General features: G+C 43.0%; 13 protein-coding genes and 1 pseudogene. 11 read left to right on the top strand and 3 right to left on the bottom strand.

The window, feature by feature from the left end:
* Positions 1 to 2: 2 nt before the first annotated feature.
* Entirely contained in the window at positions 3 to 647 is a 645-nt protein-coding gene (locus tag QE404_RS11415) for an MgtC/SapB family protein (protein ID WP_307450553.1), read from the top strand.
* Between the two features lie 37 nt (positions 648 to 684).
* Here the strand turns inward: QE404_RS11415 and QE404_RS11420 are convergent, their stop codons facing one another.
* Positions 685 to 1,170, bottom strand: a complete 486-nt coding sequence (locus QE404_RS11420; RefSeq protein WP_307450555.1) for a copper resistance protein NlpE — start codon at positions 1,168 to 1,170, stop codon at positions 685 to 687.
* 242 nt (positions 1,171 to 1,412) lie between these two features.
* Between QE404_RS11420 and QE404_RS11425 the strand changes: the two are divergent.
* Positions 1,413 to 3,552 (top strand): annotated as a pseudogene (locus tag QE404_RS11425) (S46 family peptidase).
* Between the two features lie 73 nt (positions 3,553 to 3,625).
* Here the strand turns inward: QE404_RS11425 and QE404_RS11430 are convergent.
* Positions 3,626 to 6,493, bottom strand: a complete 2,868-nt coding sequence (locus QE404_RS11430; protein WP_307450559.1) for a M16 family metallopeptidase — start codon at positions 6,491 to 6,493, stop codon at positions 3,626 to 3,628.
* Positions 6,494 to 6,897: 404 nt separating this feature from the next.
* Between QE404_RS11430 and QE404_RS11435 the strand changes: the two genes are divergently transcribed.
* Positions 6,898 to 8,223: a sigma-54-dependent transcriptional regulator gene (locus QE404_RS11435; protein ID WP_307450561.1), complete on the top strand. Its 1,326-nt coding sequence runs from the start codon at positions 6,898 to 6,900 to the stop codon at positions 8,221 to 8,223.
* A 139-nt stretch (positions 8,224 to 8,362) separates the two neighbouring features.
* Here QE404_RS11435 and QE404_RS11440 read toward each other — a convergent pair whose 3' ends face one another.
* Positions 8,363 to 8,617 (bottom strand): hypothetical protein, encoded by a 255-nt coding sequence (locus QE404_RS11440; RefSeq protein WP_307450563.1) that lies wholly within the window; start codon positions 8,615 to 8,617, stop codon positions 8,363 to 8,365.
* Between the two features lie 21 nt (positions 8,618 to 8,638).
* Here QE404_RS11440 and QE404_RS19345 point away from each other — a divergent pair, with 21 nt between their 5' ends.
* From QE404_RS19345 to QE404_RS11475, 8 genes are all read left to right on the top strand, one after another.
* On the top strand, positions 8,639 to 8,716 hold the full coding sequence (locus QE404_RS19345; RefSeq protein ID WP_077415921.1) for a potassium-transporting ATPase subunit F: 78 nt from the start codon (positions 8,639 to 8,641) through the stop codon (positions 8,714 to 8,716).
* Between the two features lie 9 nt (positions 8,717 to 8,725).
* Positions 8,726 to 10,420 (top strand): potassium-transporting ATPase subunit KdpA, encoded by a 1,695-nt coding sequence (gene kdpA, locus QE404_RS11445; RefSeq protein ID WP_307450565.1) that lies wholly within the window; start codon positions 8,726 to 8,728, stop codon positions 10,418 to 10,420.
* Positions 10,421 to 10,579: 159 nt separating this feature from the next.
* The gene (kdpB, locus tag QE404_RS11450) at positions 10,580 to 12,619 is read left to right on the top strand and encodes a potassium-transporting ATPase subunit KdpB (protein ID WP_307450566.1); all 2,040 of its coding nucleotides are present in this window, start codon (positions 10,580 to 10,582) and stop codon (positions 12,617 to 12,619) included.
* A gap of 85 nt (positions 12,620 to 12,704) precedes the next feature.
* Entirely contained in the window at positions 12,705 to 13,259 is a 555-nt protein-coding gene (locus QE404_RS11455; protein ID WP_294274554.1) for a potassium-transporting ATPase subunit C, read from the top strand.
* Between the two features lie 106 nt (positions 13,260 to 13,365).
* A complete protein-coding gene (locus QE404_RS11460; RefSeq protein ID WP_307450568.1) occupies positions 13,366 to 14,451 on the top strand; it encodes a porin in 1,086 nt (361 codons plus the stop codon).
* A gap of 317 nt (positions 14,452 to 14,768) precedes the next feature.
* Positions 14,769 to 15,878 (top strand): sensor protein KdpD, encoded by a 1,110-nt coding sequence (locus tag QE404_RS11465; RefSeq protein ID WP_307450571.1) that lies wholly within the window; start codon positions 14,769 to 14,771, stop codon positions 15,876 to 15,878.
* Positions 15,879 to 15,887: 9 nt separating this feature from the next.
* Complete coding sequence (locus tag QE404_RS11470; RefSeq protein ID WP_307450573.1) at positions 15,888 to 17,603, top strand: ATP-binding protein; 1,716 nt, start codon at positions 15,888 to 15,890, stop codon at positions 17,601 to 17,603.
* Positions 17,604 to 18,699: 1,096 nt separating this feature from the next.
* A complete protein-coding gene (locus QE404_RS11475; RefSeq protein ID WP_307450575.1) occupies positions 18,700 to 19,098 on the top strand; it encodes an immunity 22 family protein in 399 nt (132 codons plus the stop codon).
* Positions 19,099 to 19,198: the final 100 nt, after the last annotated feature.

A 19,198-nucleotide genomic window follows, 5' to 3' on the forward strand; every position in this document is an offset into this window, starting at 1 on the left:
TTATGAAAATCTTACCGGAACATTCTGTTGAAAATGAACTGCTGCTGATCTTTATTTCTGTTTTATTGGGCCTGCTGATTGGTGCAGAGCGCGAGTACCGCAATAAATCGGCCGGGCTGCGTACTTTTATCCTGGTTTGCTTCGGTGCCTGTCTGTTTACCATTCTTTCCGTAGTGATCGGTGTGGATGATCCGGACCGGATTGCCGCCAATATCATCACCGGAATCGGATTCCTGGGCGCGGGTGTTATTTTCAAAGGGGACAATAAAATAGACGGCATTACAACCGCAACCACGATCTGGGCGACCGCTTCCATTGGTATGGCTGTAGGTGCAGGTCATATTTACATTGCGCTGTTAGGGACTTTACTGGTCCTTTTGGTATTGAGCATGCTGACCTACATGGAGAAGCTCATCGATAAAAACCATAAGATTACTGAATACAGGATCACCGTATCGCATCCGGAAGACCTTCGGTATTGTGAACAGGTTTTTGAACATCATCATCTAAAGGCCAGCATTTCAAAACAAAAATACTCACATGGAACGTTCAGTATAACATGGATCATTACCGGCAAAAAGAGAAGCCATGAGTTGTTGATAAAAGTACTGAAGAACAACAGCAGAATCATCAGTTATGAATTCTAAAAAAAAGCAGAATCCTCGGCTTCTGTTTGCTATATGACTATTGTTTTTTCTTGAATATATAGAGATCTTTATTGGGTCCCTCGATCGGTTGTCCGTTCATATCCAGCTGGGTAAGGGTATTATTACCGACTTTATATTTGTAATGGGCAGTATTTCCTTTCAGCTCAAGGACGCCGGTTGCTGCATTCAACATATATTTTCCCTGATCTTCATTTTTGGATTTTCTTTCCAGGTATTCTTCCTGAAGGTGGAAACTGTTATCTTTTTTAAGAGTAAGAGTAGTCTGAATCCCCGGGCAATCAGCACAAGGTACAACCGCTTCGTAGGTGCCATACCAGTCGGCATTGACTTTTTCAGCCTGTGAATGAACAGGTGTAGTGGCAGAGGAGGAATCTACAGGACTCTGGATCGCCATCGGATCTGTTTTCAGGTTTGTGGAAGATACTTCCTGCTGTTTTTCTTTGGAACATGAACCAAGAGCAACCAGTGCTGCGATCGCCATGACCTGAATCTGATGTTTCATAACAATAATTTTAGGTGGTGCTTGTAATAATGAACAAAAATTAAGCCGCTGTGAGGTTCAATTGCTTCTAGGAAAATTGACCATTTGGAAATTCGAAAATCTATCACACCAATACCCATCGCTATCAATCATCAATCATCAATCATCAATCATCAATCATAATTCATCACCCATTCCCATAACTTTCCCCTCTCCTGCCCCCAATTCACCTTTTCTTTGTAAATTAGGGCAAAATTTTGATTATGACCAAAAAGATACTTCTATCTGTATTCCTTGTTCCGGCTGCCATGGCTTTTGCACAACAGTACGGAGGAATGTGGATCCCGACAGAGCTGAATGAAAAAGAAATGAAAGAGCTGGGCATGAAAATCTCTGCCAAAGATATCTTCAACCCTCAGAAACCCAGCATTAAAGATGCAGTAGTACAGTTCAACGGAGGGTGTACGGCAGAAATTATTTCCCCGAAAGGGCTTCTGCTGACCAACCACCACTGCGGATACGGGCAGATCCAGAATCATTCCACTGTTCAGAATGACCTGCTCACCAATGGTTTCTGGGCTAAAAATATGACCGGAGAACTGCCTAACCCGGGCGTAACGGTTGATTTCATTGTCGATATCAAAGAAGTAACGCCTCAGATCCTTGAAGGCACGGAACGACTTACAGAACCCGAACTTTCAAAGAAAATCGCTGCGAACATCGAAGCATATAAAAACAGCCAGAAAATAGAGCCATACCAGTCGGTTTCTGTAAAACCCATGTATTATGGCAATAAATTCTATGCTTTTACCATTGAGACGTATAAAGACATCCGTCTGGTAGGCGCACCGCCGCAAAGCATCGGGAAATTCGGTTCCGATACGGATAACTGGGTATGGCCAAGGCATACCGGAGACTTTTCTATGTTCAGGATCTATGCGGATAAGAACAATAAACCCGCAGAATATTCCACAGATAATGTTCCGTATGTTCCGAAGCACTATCTTCCGGTATCCATTAAAGATAAAAACGAAAACGATTTCACTTTTGTATTCGGCTTCCCGGGAAGGACTACTGAATACCTGCCTGCTATTGCGGTTGAAAAGATCATGACAGAAATTGATCCGGCAAAAATTGCTGTAAGAGATGTCGCCCTGAAAACGCTTGACGAGAAAATGCGCACCGATGCTGCAACAAGGATCCAGTATGCATCCAAATATGCATCTGTAGCCAACTACTGGAAAAAATGGATCGGTGAGGTAGAAGGACTGAAAAAATCTAATGCCGTAGCCAAAAAGAAAGCGTATGAAAATACGCTGGCCGGTAAAAATGAGCAAATCAAAATCACGCTGGACCAGCTGAATAAGCTGTACAGCGACCAGGCTCCTTTTGCACTGAACAATGCCTACTATTCTGAAGTAATCAGGAATGCTGAAACCCTGATGCTGGCTAATCTATACTACAATTACATCACTGCAGCCGAAGCCGGAAAGACAGATGAAAAAAGTACGGCATCATTTAAATCCAGGCTGAAGTCGTTCTATAAAGATTACAATCCTGAACTGGATGCCAAAGTAACAGCCAAGCTCCTTGCTTTGTACGCCAATAAGACTGCACCCCAGTTTTTACCGGCAGGCTTTGACCAGTACAAAAACGAAGCGCAGAACCTTCAGACCATTGAAAATATATCTAAAAACTCCATCATAAGCGGCCGGTCTGAAGTAAACGGGGCTACTTTAAGGCGGAGACATTGACAAAGCATTCTCCAACCCGGACAAGCTGATCAAAACATTAAAGAAAGATCCTGTATACGAGCTGTTTTTAACCATGAGAGATGCGTATACCACAAAAGCTGATCCTCAGTTCGCCAGCTTGCAGACCAAAATCGATGCCCTGCAAAAAACCTATATGGCGCAGCAGATGGCTACGGATAAGAACCGCAAATTCTTCCCGGATGCCAATTCCACCCTTAGGGTAACTTATGGAAAGGTAAAAGGCTCTACGCCGAGAGATGCAGTTTCCTACAACTACCAGACCCATCTGGCAGGAGTAATGGAAAAATACGTTCCAGGAGATTATGAATTTGATGTTCCGAAAAAGCTGATCGACCTGTATGATAAAAAAGATTTTGGGAACTATAAAGATAAAACCGGCGATGTTCCGGTAGGATTCACCGCGACCAACCATACTACGGGAGGAAACTCCGGAAGCCCGGCGCTGGACGCCAACGGAAATCTTGTGGGACTGAACTTCGACCGACAGTGGGAAGGCACAATGAGCGACATCAATTATGATCCGCGTTTCAGCCGCAACATCATGGTGGATACCAAATACATCCTTTTCATCATCGACAAATTTGCCGATTCCAAATGGCTGATCGATGAAATGAAAGTAGTTAAATAACCTGTCATTTTGCTGTAAAAATAGTTTCGGCCGCTCCTCTGGAGCGGCCGAAACATTGTATATTTCAATTACATCAGTGTCCGAAAATATCTTTCAGGCTGACTTCCGTAAAGGTTCCCATCTGATCCACAGCTTCCCTGTTCAGGTTATCCTTTTTACCGATAATGGCCGTATTGAACCGTATAGGTTTAATCGTCGTATCATAAAATGCTCTGAGATCCTCAAATTTCAGATCCTGGATCTGGCTGTAGATATCTTTCCTGAAATCATGGCTGATCCCCAGCTTTTTCAGCCGCAAGGTATTGAAAAATATATTGGTACGGTTAATCCGTGTGGAGGCAATTTGTTTCAGAGCTGCGTTTCGTGCATTTTCAAACTGGATCGGCACTTCCGGAAGTTCATTCATCAGTTCATCCATGGTATCAACAGCAATCTGGAGCTTGTCCGGCTGCGTCCCGATGTAGGTGGTAATATAATCGTGGTGTCCGAGTTCAGCATTCGCAGCATAAGAAACGTAGGCGGAATAAGCTAAACTTTTACTTTCCCTGATCTCCTGGAAAACGATGGATGACAATCCTCTTCCGAAATATTCGTTGAACACATTGATTTTTCCGAAATCACGGATGTCGACTTCCTTCCCTCGACCCGCCTTACTCATTTCCATCTGCACCATGTCATAATCCGTAAAATAGACATTTCCGGTGGTTTCCGGCTCAGGATAGAACTTCGGTTCAGGAATCTGAAGGCTTTGAGGCTGGATATAATTTTCAATGTATCCCTTGAAACGTTCAAAATCTTTTCCATAGAAAAACAGCTGATACGGGTAGCTGAACAGGTTTTTCATCCGGTCGGTGAAGACTTCTACGCTGCTGTTTTCCAGTTCTTCCCTGGAAATAACATCCGTAAACCTGGAAAATGCACCTATCTTAGTGTATGTCGTCAATGCCGTCATGATGCGGTTTTTATCTTTCTTCATGGCAGCACGGTTTTCCAGAAGCGTTTGTACAAACTGCTGATAAATTTCCTGGTCCGGTTTTACATTCTGTATCCAGTGTTGGAGCAGGGCAATTCCCTGTTCTATATTTTCTTCCAGTCCGTTTAAGGAAATAAGCAGTTGGTCATGCGTGGTTTTAAAATCATTGGTCACCCCGATCTTGAAAAATTCCATTTTCAGTTCTTCCGGGGAATAACGGTCGGTACCAAGGTACTGTAATACCTGCGTTGCGACACCCAGATCACGATCGTGGTCACTTCCCATAGGAAATATAAAGTGCGCCTGTGCAAGGTCGTTGTATTTATTTCTGACAAAACTTACCGGCTTGCCTTTTATCTCATCCTTGCGGATCTCTTTATCATAATCAATAAATTCAGGCTGTATGTCCTGTGTTCTTTCTGCCAGGAGCTCTTTCAGAAAGTCAGATTGTGCATCACGGTTGATTTTCACCGGCGTGATGCCTGGATTTTCAACGCGGATCAGCTGATCATTGATGCCTTTCTCTTTGTATACGGCAACATAATTTTCCTTAAAAAATCCCTGTGCAAAAGCTACAACATCTTCCTTCGTCAGTGATGCATACTCCTCCATTTCATTCAGCTCCTGTTCCCATGTCCTGCCTTTAATGTAAGTATCGTAAAGGTTGGTGGCCAGTCCGTCTGCGGTTTCGAGGGTTTTCAGCCTTTGAAGTTTAAAATCATTAATGATGGCCGGGAGCATCCAGTCCGGAAATTCTCCTTTCTTCAGCAGCTCGATCTCCTGCAGCACCATATCTTTGGCTTCATCCAGCGTCTGGTTTTCTTTGGGCACCGCTACCACGGAGAAATAACCGTATTGCTTCAGACCTACGGAAAAAGCCTGTGCCCAGAGCATTTTCTGGGTCTGGTTGATGTGCAGGTCAAGAAGTCCTGCCTCTCCCCTGTTGCTTAAGATGTTGGCTGCAATATCTGCCAGCATGGCTTCGCGTGTGCCGTAGCTTTCCGTTCTCCACGCCAGCTGTATCCTTGGCGTAGTCGGACTTTTCACGGTCCTCTGAACAATCTGAGTCATCGGCTGCTCTGTCACCTGGCTTTTCTCGGGAAGTTCCCGGTAAGGAATGCTCCCGAAATATTGGTCGATCAACTGGATGGTTTCCTCGAAATCAAGGTCTCCTACCAATACCATAGCGTAATTGTTGGGAACATAATATGAGTCAAAATACTGGTGGATGGCTTTCATGGAAGGATTTTTCAGATGTTCCGCCTTGCCCAGTGTAGTCTGCTGTCCGTTCGGGTGGTTCGGGAACAGGGCATCCATGAGTTCGTACTGCACCAGCCTGGAATCATTATCCTGCGCGCGGTTGAACTCTTCGTACACAGACTCCAGTTCGGTATGGAAAAGCCGTAACGTAAGTTCAGAAAACCTTTCCAGTTCTATTTTCAGCCATTTTTCAAGCTCATTGTTCGGGATGTTGTTTTTGTAGACCGTTTCATCAAACCAGGTATGGGCATTGGTCCCTGTGGCACCCAGGGAAGAAATAGCTTTGTCATATTCGTTGGCAATAGCGTATTGGCTGGCTACCTGGGAAACTTCGTCTATTTTGGTATAGATTTCTTTTTTCTTTTCTGCATCCGGCTCTGCCTTATGCTGTTCGTACAGCTCAGAAATTTCATCCAGCAGTACCTTTTCCTTTTCCCAGTCCAGGCTCCCGATTTTAGAAGTCCCTTTAAACATCATATGCTCAAGGTAATGCGCCAGTCCTGTATTATCCGCAGGGTCATTATTGCTTCCCGTTCTCACAGGGATATACGTCTGGATCCGCGGAGCATCGGTATTCCTGGCAAGAAATACTTTCAGTCCGTTCTTCAGGGTATAAATCCTTACATTATTTTCGTCATGGGTAATGGTGATGTATTCGTAGTTATTGTGATCGGTATGAATCGTTTCCTTATATTTTTTATCCTTCATAAACTCTTTTCATTTTTTTCTCAATCCTGAGGCATTACAAATGTAAGCAATCGTAAGGGAAAGGTCCCTGTTTTTCTTGTTATTGCATCTATGATCATCATAATGAAAACCAAATCCGGAACCAGCTGAATCTAACGGCTGATATATGGGAGCTTTTCCGGCTATCCGCTCATACTCCTCGCGCCGCAGCCAGGCCCAAGCTGCTGCGGGGTAACCGCTGCTATCCGGGCTAGTAAGTGGAAATCCTGTCAGGTAAATACGGTTTACCCATCATTCAGCTTTGTCAAGGTTTTAAACCTTGACAAGGCTTCCAGGTATCAACATCAATCTCAACCTTTAGCTTATTTACTTTAATCCAAAATAAATTCAATAAGTTTGCATCAGTTTTTCCAAATCAACACACCATGTCCGGAAACATCCTCATCATTGATGACGAGATCAAGCTCCTTAAACTTTTAGGAATGATCCTCTCCCAGGAAGATTTTAACGTCAAACAGGCTTCAACGGCACGTTCGGCCATGACCATGCTCGAACAGGCTGAATATGATGTCGTATTAAGCGATGTCCGCCTGCCGGATGCATTTGGTGTTGAGCTTGTGAAATCCATCAAGGCAAAATACCCTCACCTGGAAATTATATTGATGACCGCCTTCGGGAATATTACCGATGCCGTTCAGGCGATGAAAAACGGGGCTTACGACTATCTGGTAAAGGGGGACGACAATGAAAAAATCATTCCGCTGGTATACAAAGCCATGGAAAAAGCACAAGATAATGCTGCCAAAAAAGCTCAGAAAACAACTGCTCAGAAAGGTTTTGAAGCCATCATCGGAATCTCACCGCTTATTGTTCAGGCCAAAAAGCTGGCAGAGAAAGTAGCTGTAACTGATGCTACAGTCTTGCTGACCGGCGAAACCGGGACCGGCAAAGAAGTTTTTGCCAACGCCATCCACCAGGGCAGCGAAAGAAAAAAAAATAATTTTGTCGCCATCAATTGTTCCGCATTCAGCAGGGAAATTCTGGAGAGCGAGCTCTTCGGGCACAAGGCAGGGGCCTTTACCGGAGCGGTGAAAGACAAAAAAGGACTTATAGAAGAAGCCAATGGCGGCACGTTATTCCTGGACGAGATCGGGGAAATGCCTGTGGAACTCCAGGCTAAATTATTACGTGTCCTGGAAACCAGGGAATTCATCAAAATGGGGGAAACCAAAGTGTCAAAATCAGACTTCCGCCTTGTTGCTGCCACCAACCGGGACCTTGAAGAGGAAATCAGGCAGGGAAATTTCAGGGAAGACCTGTATTTCCGGCTGAATATTTTCGAGATCCGTCTTCCTGCACTCCGCGAAAGGAAAGAAGACCTGAAGGCCCTCGCTAAAAACTTCATTGACCTCTTCTCCCAAAAACTGCATATTTCCGGCCTCCAGGTAGATCCGGAATACTTTAGAATATTAGGGAAGAATGACTGGAAAGGCAATATCCGGGAACTGCGGAATACTGTTGAAAGAAGTCTTATTCTGATGAACGATCATCGGCTGGATGCAGAAAGCCTGCCTGACTATTCTGAAAAAAATTCCCCCGGAAACGACTCCCTAAGCATGAAGTCCCTGGAAAAAGAACACATCCAGAAAGTCCTGCAATATACGAAGGGCAACAAAGCGGAAGCTTCACGTTTGCTGGAAATAGGTATCGCTACGCTGTACCGAAAGCTGGAAGAGTACGGACTTCGGTAAGAGTTATGAGTTTAAAGTTAAGAGTTATAAATTTGTTTCTTTAGGATAGAAACAATGATCATTTTAATAACAGGCCTATCATTTTGATAGGCTTTTTTGTCTCCTGACGCCTCCCAAATTTCACATAAAGTATTATTAATCAATTATTTATTAAGATAATTAATGAAATGGAATCCCTTTTGGCATTAAGGATACAGAATAAATAATATACAATGACAATTTCAAGAAAAACATTCCAGAAACGGAACCATGCCGTACTCAGTATGCTGATGGTTTCGTACGTAGTATTCACCGTATTAACCTTGATCGTTTCGATATGATGCTGCTGTGCCTTATTATCCTGTGTGTATTCCTGTTCTGGATGATCTACAGGTCCGTTGAATTTTTTGATCAAATATAAATCAGATAGAAAATTATGTGGAGTTTATTTTTCCTTTCCATCCTGGCTTTCGTGTACATCTGCTACGTACTCATAAAACCTGAAAAATTTTAGCCTGAAAACATGAATACACAAATCTTAGGCATTATTGTCATGTTCGCCATAACTACCGTAATCGGTGTATTTTTAGGAAAATACATCGCTGATGTGTATGGCTATAAAAAAACGTTTTTAAACAAGCTTTTCCAGCCGGTTGAAAACCTGATCTACAGAATTTCAGGGATCAATCCGGATAAACAGATGACCTGGAAACAGAATATGTTTGCCATGCTCACCATCAATGTGGTCTGGTTCGTCATCGGATTTTTAATCCTATTGAATCAGTCGTGGCTTCCGATGAATCCGGATGGCAACCCGGATATGTCGCCCGATCTCGCCTTTAACACGGCCATATCCTTCCTTGTCAACTGTAATTTGCAGCACTATTCCGGTGAAACCGGAGTCAGCTACCTTAGCCAGCTTTACCTGATGTTCCTGCAGTTTGTCACTGCGGCTACAGGAATGGCTGCCATGGCGGTACTGTTCAAGGCATTCAAGGATAAAACCACCACGGAACTGGGCAACTTCTACGATTTTTTCGTCAGATCGATGACCAGGATCCTGGTTCCTTTAAGTATTGTTGTCGCCTTCATCCTTTCTGCTAACGGAAGTCCGATGACTTTTGAGGGTAAAGACCATATCACCACTCTGGAGGGACAGAAAGTGGACGTTTCGCGGGGTCCTGCGGCCGCCTTTATCGCCATTAAGCATTTAGGGACTAATGGTGGCGGATTTTTCGGAGCCAATTCCGCGCATCCGCTGGAAAATCCCAATTACCTGACGAATATGACTGAAATGGTTACCCAGATGATCATCCCTTTTGCATTGGTATTTGCACTGGGCTTCTATTTGAAAAAGAAGAAATTATCTCTGACCATTTTCGCTGTCATGACCATAGGTTTTGTAGCACTCACCGTGCCCAATATCATCAATGAAACCCAGGGAAATCCGCTGATCACCCAAATGGGCACCGATCCTCATCTCGGAGCGATGGAAGGTAAGGAAATCCGTTTCGGAAGTGCTGCTTCGGCCTACTGGAGTATTGCAACAACTGTTATATCTACCGGTTCGGTAAATGCCATGCACGACAGCACCATGCCGCTTTCCGGTATGAACCAGCTTCTGGCCATGATGATTAACTGTTTCTACGGAGGCTGCGGTGTGGGCATCCTGAATTACTTCATTTTCATCATCCTCGCGGTATTCATCAGTGGCCTTATGGTAGGACGTACCCCTGAATTCTTAGGAAAGAAAATTGAAGCCAAGGAGATGAAAATCGCAATGATCGTCGCCCTATTCCACCCGTTTCTTATTCTCGTGGGTACTGCTTTAACCGCCTATCTGCCGGAATTTGGGACCAAGACACTCAATAATCCGGGATTCCATGGCTTTAGTGAAATGCTGTATGAATTTACGTCTTCTTCCGCCAATAACGGATCCGGATTTGAAGGGCTGGGCGATAATACGCCATGGTGGAATATCTCAACGGGCATAGTATTGCTGCTGTCGAGATTCATCCCGATTATCGGTCCGATAGCCATTGCAGGATTGCTTGCACAGAAAAAATACATCCCTGAAAGTGCTGGAACCTTGAAAACGGATACTGCAACCTTCGGATTCATGACCTTAGCCGTCATTCTTCTGATCGCCGCGCTATCCTTCTTCCCTGCCTTGACGCTGGGCCCGATAGCAGAACAGCTTCAATATTTTAGTAAATAGAAATTAAAGCATTGAAATATTAAAAAGATTAAAGGATTTAAAGATTAGTTATTACATAATAAAAATTTAAAAATCTCATTTCGCCAATTTCAAATTTTTAAATCTTTCAATTTTTAAATCTTTCACCCCACTCACTACAAATAACATCTATTCAAAGCAATGAAAAATCAGTCACAGACACTGTTTCAGAAAGATCTGGTTAACGAAGCAATACATCAGTCATTCGTTAAGCTGAATCCTAAAATCATGTTTAAAAATCCGGTCATGTTCCTGGTGGAAATAGGAACCGTGGTCATGCTCATCGTAAGCCTGTTCAGTCTGACAGGCGACCGTTCACAGGGCAGTTTTGCCTATAATTTCCTGGTATTCATCATTCTGTTTTTTACGGTTTTGTTCGCCAACTTCGCGGAAGCGATTGCGGAAGCCCGGGGAAAAGCCCAGGCAGATACGCTAAGGAAAACCCGGGAGGAAACTCCGGCCAGAGTGATCATGGAAAACCATCCCGGATTCCAGGTGGAAACGGTCCTTAAAAAATCAGCCGACATGAAACTGGGCGATGTATTTCTCTGTGAAGCCGGCGACCAGATCCCTATGGACGGGGAAATCATCGAAGGACTGGCCACGATAGATGAATCTGCCATCACCGGGGAAAGTGCTCCTGTGATCCGCGAAGCCGGAGGCGATAAAAGTTCTGTCACAGGCGGTACAAAAGTACTTTCCGACAGGATCAAAGTAAAAGTAACCACACGTCCCGGAGAATCTTTTTTAGATAAGATGATTGCCCTGGTGGAAGGCGCATCAAGACAGAAAACACCGAACGAAATCGCACTTACTATATTGTTAGCCGGGTTTACGCTGACCTTCATCATCGTTACCGTAACCCTGAAACCTTTTGCAGACTATGCGCAGACGCCGATTACCATCGCAGCATTCATTTCACTTTTCGTTTGTCTGATCCCGACAACCATCGGCGGACTGCTCTCTGCAATCGGGATTGCAGGAATGGACCGGGCGTTACGAGCCAATGTAATCACCAAAAGCGGTAAAGCTGTGGAGACAGCCGGAGATATTGATGTCTTGCTTCTGGATAAAACAGGAACCATTACCATCGGGAACCGGAAGGCCACCCAATTTCACCCTTCTCATACGATCGAAATGGAGGAATTCATTAAAGCCGCTGCCCTGAGCTCTGTCGCGGATGAAACCCCGGAAGGGAAATCCATCATCGAACTAAGCCAGCTGAAACCTGAACAATTACTGGTCCCGAATCCGGTGTATATTGATTTTACGGCTGAAACGAGGACATCCGGTATCGATTTTGAAAACACAAGAATCCGTAAAGGGGCCTATGACACCATCAAGAAACTGACAGAAAAAGCAGGGAACCTATTCCCGCAGGAAACGCAGGAAGCCGTAACCCGGATTGCTGAAAACGGAGGAACCCCTCTGGTCGTTTCGGTGAATGAACAGGTATGGGGCGTTATAGAACTTCAGGATATCATTAAAACCGGGATCCAGGAACGCTTTCAGAGGCTCAGGAAAATGGGGGTAAAAACCGTTATGGTAACAGGTGACAATCCCCTGACTGCAAAGTTTATTGCCGAAAAAGCCGGTGTAGACGATTTTATAGCCGAAGCCAAACCGGAAGATAAGATGAACTACATCAAAAAAGAACAGCAGGAAGGAAAGCTGGTGGCCATGATGGGAGACGGAACGAATGATGCACCTGCCCTTGCACAGGCCGATGTAGGTGTAGCGATGAACAGCGGTACCCAGGCGGCCAAGGAAGCAGGAAACATGGTGGACCTTGATAACGACCCCACAAAACTGATCGAGATCGTAGAAATCGGGAAACAATTGCTGATGACCCGCGGAACGCTTACAACATTCAGCATTGCCAATGACGTAGCGAAATATTTTGCCATCGTTCCCGCCCTGTTCATCACCTTTATTCCGGCCCTCCAAAAGCTGAACATCATGAACCTGCACAGTCCCGAATCCGCGATCCTGTCAGCCATCATTTTCAACGCGATCATCATCCCGATTCTGATTCCGCTTGCCCTGAAAGGCGTTGCCTACAAACCGATCGGTGCAAGTGCCCTGCTGAGAAGGAATCTGTTGATCTACGGCCTGGGAGGGATTATTGCCCCGTTCATTGGAATAAAACTGATCGACCTGGTTATCAGCCTGTTCTTTTAAAATATAAAGATGCAACTGATTCATGGATGAATTTTATCCTGATCATGTTTTTATCCCCATATCATTACTCTAAATTTTTATCAAAATGAAAAATCATATCATATCCGCACTACGCCTTACTCTTGTCATGCTTGTGATTGTAGGAATTTACCTGGGCATTGTATATGCCGGTGCTAAAATATTACCTACTCAGGGCAATGCAGAAACTATTCAGTACAAAGGCCGGAAGTTTTATGCTAATATCGGTCAGGAATTTAAATCTCCGAGCTATTTCCATGGCCGTCCTTCCGCCGTCAATTACAACGCAGCAGGAAGTGCAGGAAGCAACAAAGGCCCTAGCAATGAAGAATACCTAGAAACTGTCCGTAAAAGGATTGATACCCTTACAATGCAGAATCCCGGAATGAAGGATATAAGAGTTCCTGTAGAACTGGTTACAGCCAGCGGAAGCGGATTAGATCCGGATATCTCGCCGGAAGGTGCGCTTTACCAGGTAAAAAGGATTGCAAAAGAAAGAAACCTCCCTGCAGAACAAGTTGAAGCCCTTATCCGGAAGCAGACTGAACAATCAGTTTTCGGACCTTCCAAAATCAATGTCCTGAAACTAAATATTGCGCTGGACGAAATGCAGCACCATTAATCTGACCGTCTCCTATTTAGCGGTTATTTTTAATCGCATCCAACCTCATTTAAACCCATCACTTCTTTAATATATCTGTACAGTATTTGCTGTACTCTATCAACCCATGAAAAAATTCATCACCACCACATTTTTACTAGGTTTATTTTTATCTAAAGCCCAAACCACAGATTCAGCAGCCGTTCAGCCTAAACTAACTTTTTCCGGCTATGCGGAGCTCTTCTATACCTATGATTTCAATGAACCGGCCAACCACATCCGGCAGAACTTTCTGTATTCGTATAACCGACACAATGAAGTTAACCTGAACCTCGGATTTGTTAAAGCCGCCTATCAGACCGAAAACATGCGTGCTAACCTGGCTCTGATGGCCGGGACTTATGCCCAGGACAACCTGGCGGCTGAGCAGAATGCATTGCGCTATGTGAATGAAGCAAATATTGGAATCAGGATTTCTAAAACAAAAAATCTTTGGATTGATGCCGGTATTATGCCTTCGCATATCGGCTGGGAAAGTGCCATCGGGAAGGACAACGTCAACCTCACCAGGAGCTTTGCTGCGGAAAACAGCCCCTATTTTGAGACCGGAGCTAAAGTTTCTTATACCACAGACAACGGAAAATGGTTCATCAGCGGGTTGGTCCTGAACGGATGGCAGCGGATTGCCAAGCCGGAAGGCAACCAAACAGTTTCTTTCGGACATCAGGTAACCTATAAACCTAATGAAAAGATTACGCTGAACAGCAGCTCTTTTATAGGAAACGATAAAGCTAAAGCAGAAAAGAAGATGCGGTATTTCCATGATCTCTTCGGAAGTTTTCAGCTGACGGACCAGTTTTCCACAACGCTCGGTTTTGATATCGGAGCCGAACAAAAGGAAAAAGGCAGCAACCAGTACAACCTTTGGTACAGCCCGAATATCCTGATGAAATATCAGCTGAATGACCAATGGGCTGTAGCCGGGCGCTTGGAATATTACAGTGACAGAAACGGAGTAATTATCAGTACCGGGACGCCCAACGGATTTCAGACCTACGGTTATTCCCTGAATGTGGATTATGCTATTTTTAAAAATGTGGTATTCCGTACAGAGGCCAGGGGATTCACTTCTAAGGATGCCATATTCATGAAAAATGACGAACTATTGAAAGGAAACTTTTTCCTTACCACCAGTTTAGCAGCCTGGTTTTGATCAGTGAGTAGATTTAAAGCCTAACAGGTTTGGTAAACCTGTTAGGTTTATATCCATTAAGATAAGACTGCTCCTTATTAAGAAAACTAATAGGCCAAATTAAAGAAATTATTCCCGCGATTTTATGAAGGATGCACGAAAGATGACATGATATTACCTATGAAAATCTTTGATTTCATCTTAAGCGTTCTTTTATTTTAAAAGTAATATCTTAATAATTTATGTGTAAAAAAGGCTTTTGTGACTTTTGTGGTTAAATTGAAAGGCATCTTCAACAAGCAGCCATGCAGAAAATACAATTAAAAAAAATTAAATTCATGTCTTCAGCAAAAGATTTTTCAGAACTGATCCAGAAATCCCGGAAAGGAAAATTCAAGATCTACATCGGGATGAGTGCCGGCGTGGGCAAGACATTCCGGATGCTTCAGGAGGCCCATTCCATGATACGGAACGGCATCGATGTTAAAATCGGTTATATAGAAACGCATGGACGTGAAGAAACCCAGGCTCTGGCAGAAGGAATTCCTAAAATTCCGAGAAGGTCATCCTTCTATAAGGGAAAAAACCTGGAGGAAATGGACCTTCAGGCGATCATCAACCTTCATCCGGAAGTGGTTCTCGTGGACGAACTGGCACATACCAATATCGAAGGATCAAAGAACAAAAAAAGATGGCAGGATGTCCTGGAAATCCTGGACAACGGAATTAACGTCATCAGTGCCATGAACATCCAGCATATCGAAAGCCTGAATGAGGAAGTCCGCAAAATTACCGGAATTGAAGTTGCGGAACGGGTACCGGACAAGATTCTGGCATTGGCAGATGAGGTAGTGAATATAGACCTTACGGCTGATGAACTGCTGACCAGGCTTAAAGAGGGCAAGATTTATAAAAAAGAAAAAATACAGACGGCTTTACAGAATTTCTTCCAGAGCGGACATATCCTGCAGCTGCGCGAGCTTGCGCTGAAAGAAGTGGCAACCCACGTGGAAAAGAAAGTGGAAACGGAAATCAGGACTGAAAATTTCAAGCCGGTCAAGTTTCTGGCCTGCATCAGCAGCAATGGAAAAATAGCTAAAAACATCATCCGGAAGACCGCCCGGCTGGCCAGCTATTATAACAGTCCGTGGACCGTTCTCTATATTCAGAAGCCTTCGGAAAGCCTTGAAAAAATCGCCCTGGATAAACAGCGTTATTTGATTAATAATTTTAATTTAGCACAGGAATTGGGCGCGAAAGTCGTCCGTGTTAAGAACAGCAGTGTGTACAGCGGTATTCTGGAGTATGTTGTTGAACACAATATCACCACGGTATGTATGGGAAAGCCTCATGCAAGATTATGGCAGAGGATTTTCGGTTACAGCTGGATCTATGCACTGATGAACCGCCTGAATGAACGGCAGACCGATATTATTATTTTATCCTGAATCAAACTGATGAAACTCAAAACAAAACTTACCTTAGGCGTCGGCCTTCTTTTTTTACTGATCGTTTTGCTTTCAGTGATGGGATCTGTCTACATCAATAAATTGAAATCTGACACAGAGAAAATCCTTAATGCCAATTACAACAGTATTGAATTCTCCAAAAACATGCTGCTCGCACTGGACAGGATTGAAACCGACCGGGAAGCTGCCGTACAGGCTTTCCGGAAAAACAATGAACTCCAGGAAAAAAACCTGACGGAATCCGGCGAAAAGGAAGCCACCCAAAGCCTGAACCTGCACTTCAACAGCTACCTGCAACATCCGGATGATGAAAAGGAAAAACTGATCCGCGAAGACCTGGTCAGGATCATGACACTCAATATGAAAGGAATTGAGCGAAAAAGTGACATGGCCATTATCACCGCAGAAAATGCCACGTTCTGGATTGTCAGCCTGGGAACCGTGTGTTTCCTGATCGCTTTTGTGCTGCTTTTTAACCTGCCGCAGACGATTGCAGAACCTATCAGCCAGCTCACGTCGAGCATCCGGCAGATTGCCAATAAGAATTACAGTGAAAGGGTACATTTTAAGGGCAGCGAAGAATTCAACGACCTGGCCCGGTCATTCAATGTCATGGCTGAAAAGCTTCAGGAATATGAAAGCAGTACCCTGTCTAAACAGCTGATGGATAAAAAACGGATTGAGACCCTGGTCAACAATATGCATGATGCAGTCATCGGCCTGGATGAAAACCATTTCATCTATATGATCAATAACGAAGCATTGAAAATCACGAATTTAAATAAAGAAGAAATCATCGGGAAAACGGTCCATGAAGTTGCCGTTAATAATGATCTGGTCCGGGAACTGCTGAAGAACATGGATCATCCCCAGAAAGACCCGATCAAAATCGTTGCGGATCACAAAGAAAATTATTTTGAGCAGGAAGTCGTTCCGATCAACATTATAAAAACGGGCGAGAAAGAAAAAAAATATATCGGGAGGGTAATTCTATTGAGAAATATTACGCCGTTCAAAGAGCTTGATTTTGCCAAGACCAATTTTATCGCAACCATTTCCCATGAACTGAAAACGCCTATTTCAGCGATCAAAATGGGTGTGCAGTTGCTGGAAAACCAGAAATTCGGGGAACTTAACGAGCAACAGAAGGAACTGCTGAAAAGCATCAATGAAGACGGGCAGCGCCTGCTTGATATTACCGGAGAACTGCTAAATCTGTCACAGGTTGAAACCGGAAATATCCGATTGAATATTGAACCGTGTGCTCCAAAAGAAATGGTTCAGGCTGCCATTAAGAATGTGGAAAAACTTGCAGAGCAGAAGAATATTTCGATGATCACCCATTATGAAATTGAAGACGGAGATACCGTAGCCGCCGATTTTGACAAAACCGTCTGGGTGATGAACAATTTTCTGAGCAATGCTATCAAACATTCTTTTCAGGATGAAAGCATTTCCATCCGTGTAGAGAGAAAAGAATCCACTGTGTCTTTCAGCATTACAGATACCGGAAAAGGGATTGATGAAAAATACCACCGCCAGATTTTCGACCGCTATTTCCAAGTTCCGGGGGAACATCAGAACGGCACCGGACTAGGGCTGGCCATTTCCAAGAATTTCATTGAGAAGCAGCATGGGGAAATCGGGGTTAAAAGCTCGCTGAATCAGGGCAGTACTTTTTATTTTGAGCTGCCGGTGGTTTAGATAAAATTTTCTACATTTGATACAAATTCCCATGCATTATGAACGTATCAGATTTGAAAATTGATTTGATTCATAGAATCACTCAGTTACAGCAACCCAGAATTATTGATGAGCTTAAAAGAATTCTGGATTTTGAACTGGATACCGCTGAATAAACTCTAACCGATACTCAAAAAGAAAAGATTGCGGAAGCCCGGGAAGAATATAAAAAAGTCTGCATTTCTTACTGATGAGCAGGCCAGTCATAATATAGAACAATGGCTAAAAGAAAAATAATCTGGACGCGAAAAAGCTCAGGCTGAAAGGATAGAAATGGTAGAAGTAAAGAACCTGAAATTTAAATCCTGATTATTACAAAAGCACTCTATACAAGCAATATTAACCATGCCTTTCGATATATTCCCATATTTGTTATTAGGATGTCTAATCTTTACTGTACTTTCTCCTCTGTTCTTTTTCTTCCAGAAAAGACATATCCTTTCCAACTATAAGCATGCAGATTCCAGAGAATTTAAAAATATTTCAGGAAAAATGATCCGTGAAAGCAGACCATTTAAAAAGAGTATTCAATGGTGCAGTTTTACCCTATTGATCAACAGAAATTCGATATTCCTTTTTCCGAAAAAGCTTTATTTCATTCCTGATCGTGCCGTCAATCTCTTTTATTCAAATTACGATAAAAAATATACTCGACACCCTATGATGCTTAGAAAACTGACTCTGAGTAAAAATAACGTTGAATTGGTTTATTATGCTGATTCAATTACTGGTCCACGAAAAATCCAGCTTTATAATTTAACTGAAGAACAGCTTTCTATATTTCAGGAAATTAAAAAGAGAAAAAACTATTATTAAGTATATTACTTTGTAAGTTTCTGGCGAGAGCAAAGCTCCCGCCAGAAACTTCTTAGCAAAAAATTCTGCTTTAAGTATATGATGCCTATTCAATAGAACTAACGCAGTTCAAAAAATATTATCATAGATTAAAGATCATGTATCAGGAAGATATGAAGAAATGCCTGTTTCAGAAATAATCTGTAAATTTTATCATAACTTTGACTCTTTAAAACAAATTTAAATAAGAAAGAATTAAGTCATGCAGACAGAAACATTAGATTTTTGGGTAGGAAATTTCAACAATGAGGAGGATTTTTATGAATTCGTAGAGGAAGATGAGAACTATTATCTTCTTGAAGAATCTGATGACATTCATATTTCACAGTTTGCAGCTTCACAGGATACAGTTTGGTTTGATCATGACCTGATAGAATACGGTTTTGAAGACGGAAACAGGGCGATCTATGAAAAATTCGCCGGATATTCTTTTGCTGAGCAATGGCTTCCGATCCTCGTCAACAGGCTCAATGAGATCAACCTGAAATTTGATATCAATGCCATTATTTTTGTGAGTCAGGGACAGGTTACTAAACCTGTTTCGGTTGAAAATGATTATTTCTCCCTGTCGTATGTTGGAGGAATTGAATATAGCTTTTAATATTAAATTATTACTTTACGATTCCGTAGTTAGATACATAATCCACTATATTAAAAATAAAACTTTCACTTGCAGTGAAAGTTTTATTTTTGCTTTAAAT

The organism is Chryseobacterium camelliae (assembly GCF_030818575.1).
GTDB lineage: Bacteria > Bacteroidota > Bacteroidia > Flavobacteriales > Weeksellaceae > Chryseobacterium > Chryseobacterium camelliae_A.

Excerpts from the sequence above, each read along its gene's own strand:
- QE404_RS11415 (WP_307450553.1), top strand. The coding sequence starts at position 3 with ATGAAAATCTTACCGGAACATTCTGTTGAAAATGAACTGCTGCTGATC.
- QE404_RS11420 (WP_307450555.1), bottom strand. The coding sequence starts at position 1,170 with ATGAAACATCAGATTCAGGTCATGGCGATCGCAGCACTGGTTGCTCTT.
- QE404_RS11430 (WP_307450559.1), bottom strand. The coding sequence starts at position 6,493 with ATGAAGGATAAAAAATATAAGGAAACGATTCATACCGATCACAATAAC.
- QE404_RS11435 (WP_307450561.1), top strand. The coding sequence starts at position 6,898 with ATGTCCGGAAACATCCTCATCATTGATGACGAGATCAAGCTCCTTAAA.
- QE404_RS19345 (WP_077415921.1), top strand. The coding sequence starts at position 8,639 with ATGTGGAGTTTATTTTTCCTTTCCATCCTGGCTTTCGTGTACATCTGC.
- kdpA (WP_307450565.1), top strand. The coding sequence starts at position 8,726 with ATGAATACACAAATCTTAGGCATTATTGTCATGTTCGCCATAACTACC.
- kdpB (WP_307450566.1), top strand. The coding sequence starts at position 10,580 with ATGAAAAATCAGTCACAGACACTGTTTCAGAAAGATCTGGTTAACGAA.
- QE404_RS11455 (WP_294274554.1), top strand. The coding sequence starts at position 12,705 with ATGAAAAATCATATCATATCCGCACTACGCCTTACTCTTGTCATGCTT.
- QE404_RS11460 (WP_307450568.1), top strand. The coding sequence starts at position 13,366 with ATGAAAAAATTCATCACCACCACATTTTTACTAGGTTTATTTTTATCT.
- QE404_RS11465 (WP_307450571.1), top strand. The coding sequence starts at position 14,769 with ATGTCTTCAGCAAAAGATTTTTCAGAACTGATCCAGAAATCCCGGAAA.
- QE404_RS11470 (WP_307450573.1), top strand. The coding sequence starts at position 15,888 with ATGAAACTCAAAACAAAACTTACCTTAGGCGTCGGCCTTCTTTTTTTA.
- QE404_RS11475 (WP_307450575.1), top strand. The coding sequence starts at position 18,700 with ATGCAGACAGAAACATTAGATTTTTGGGTAGGAAATTTCAACAATGAG.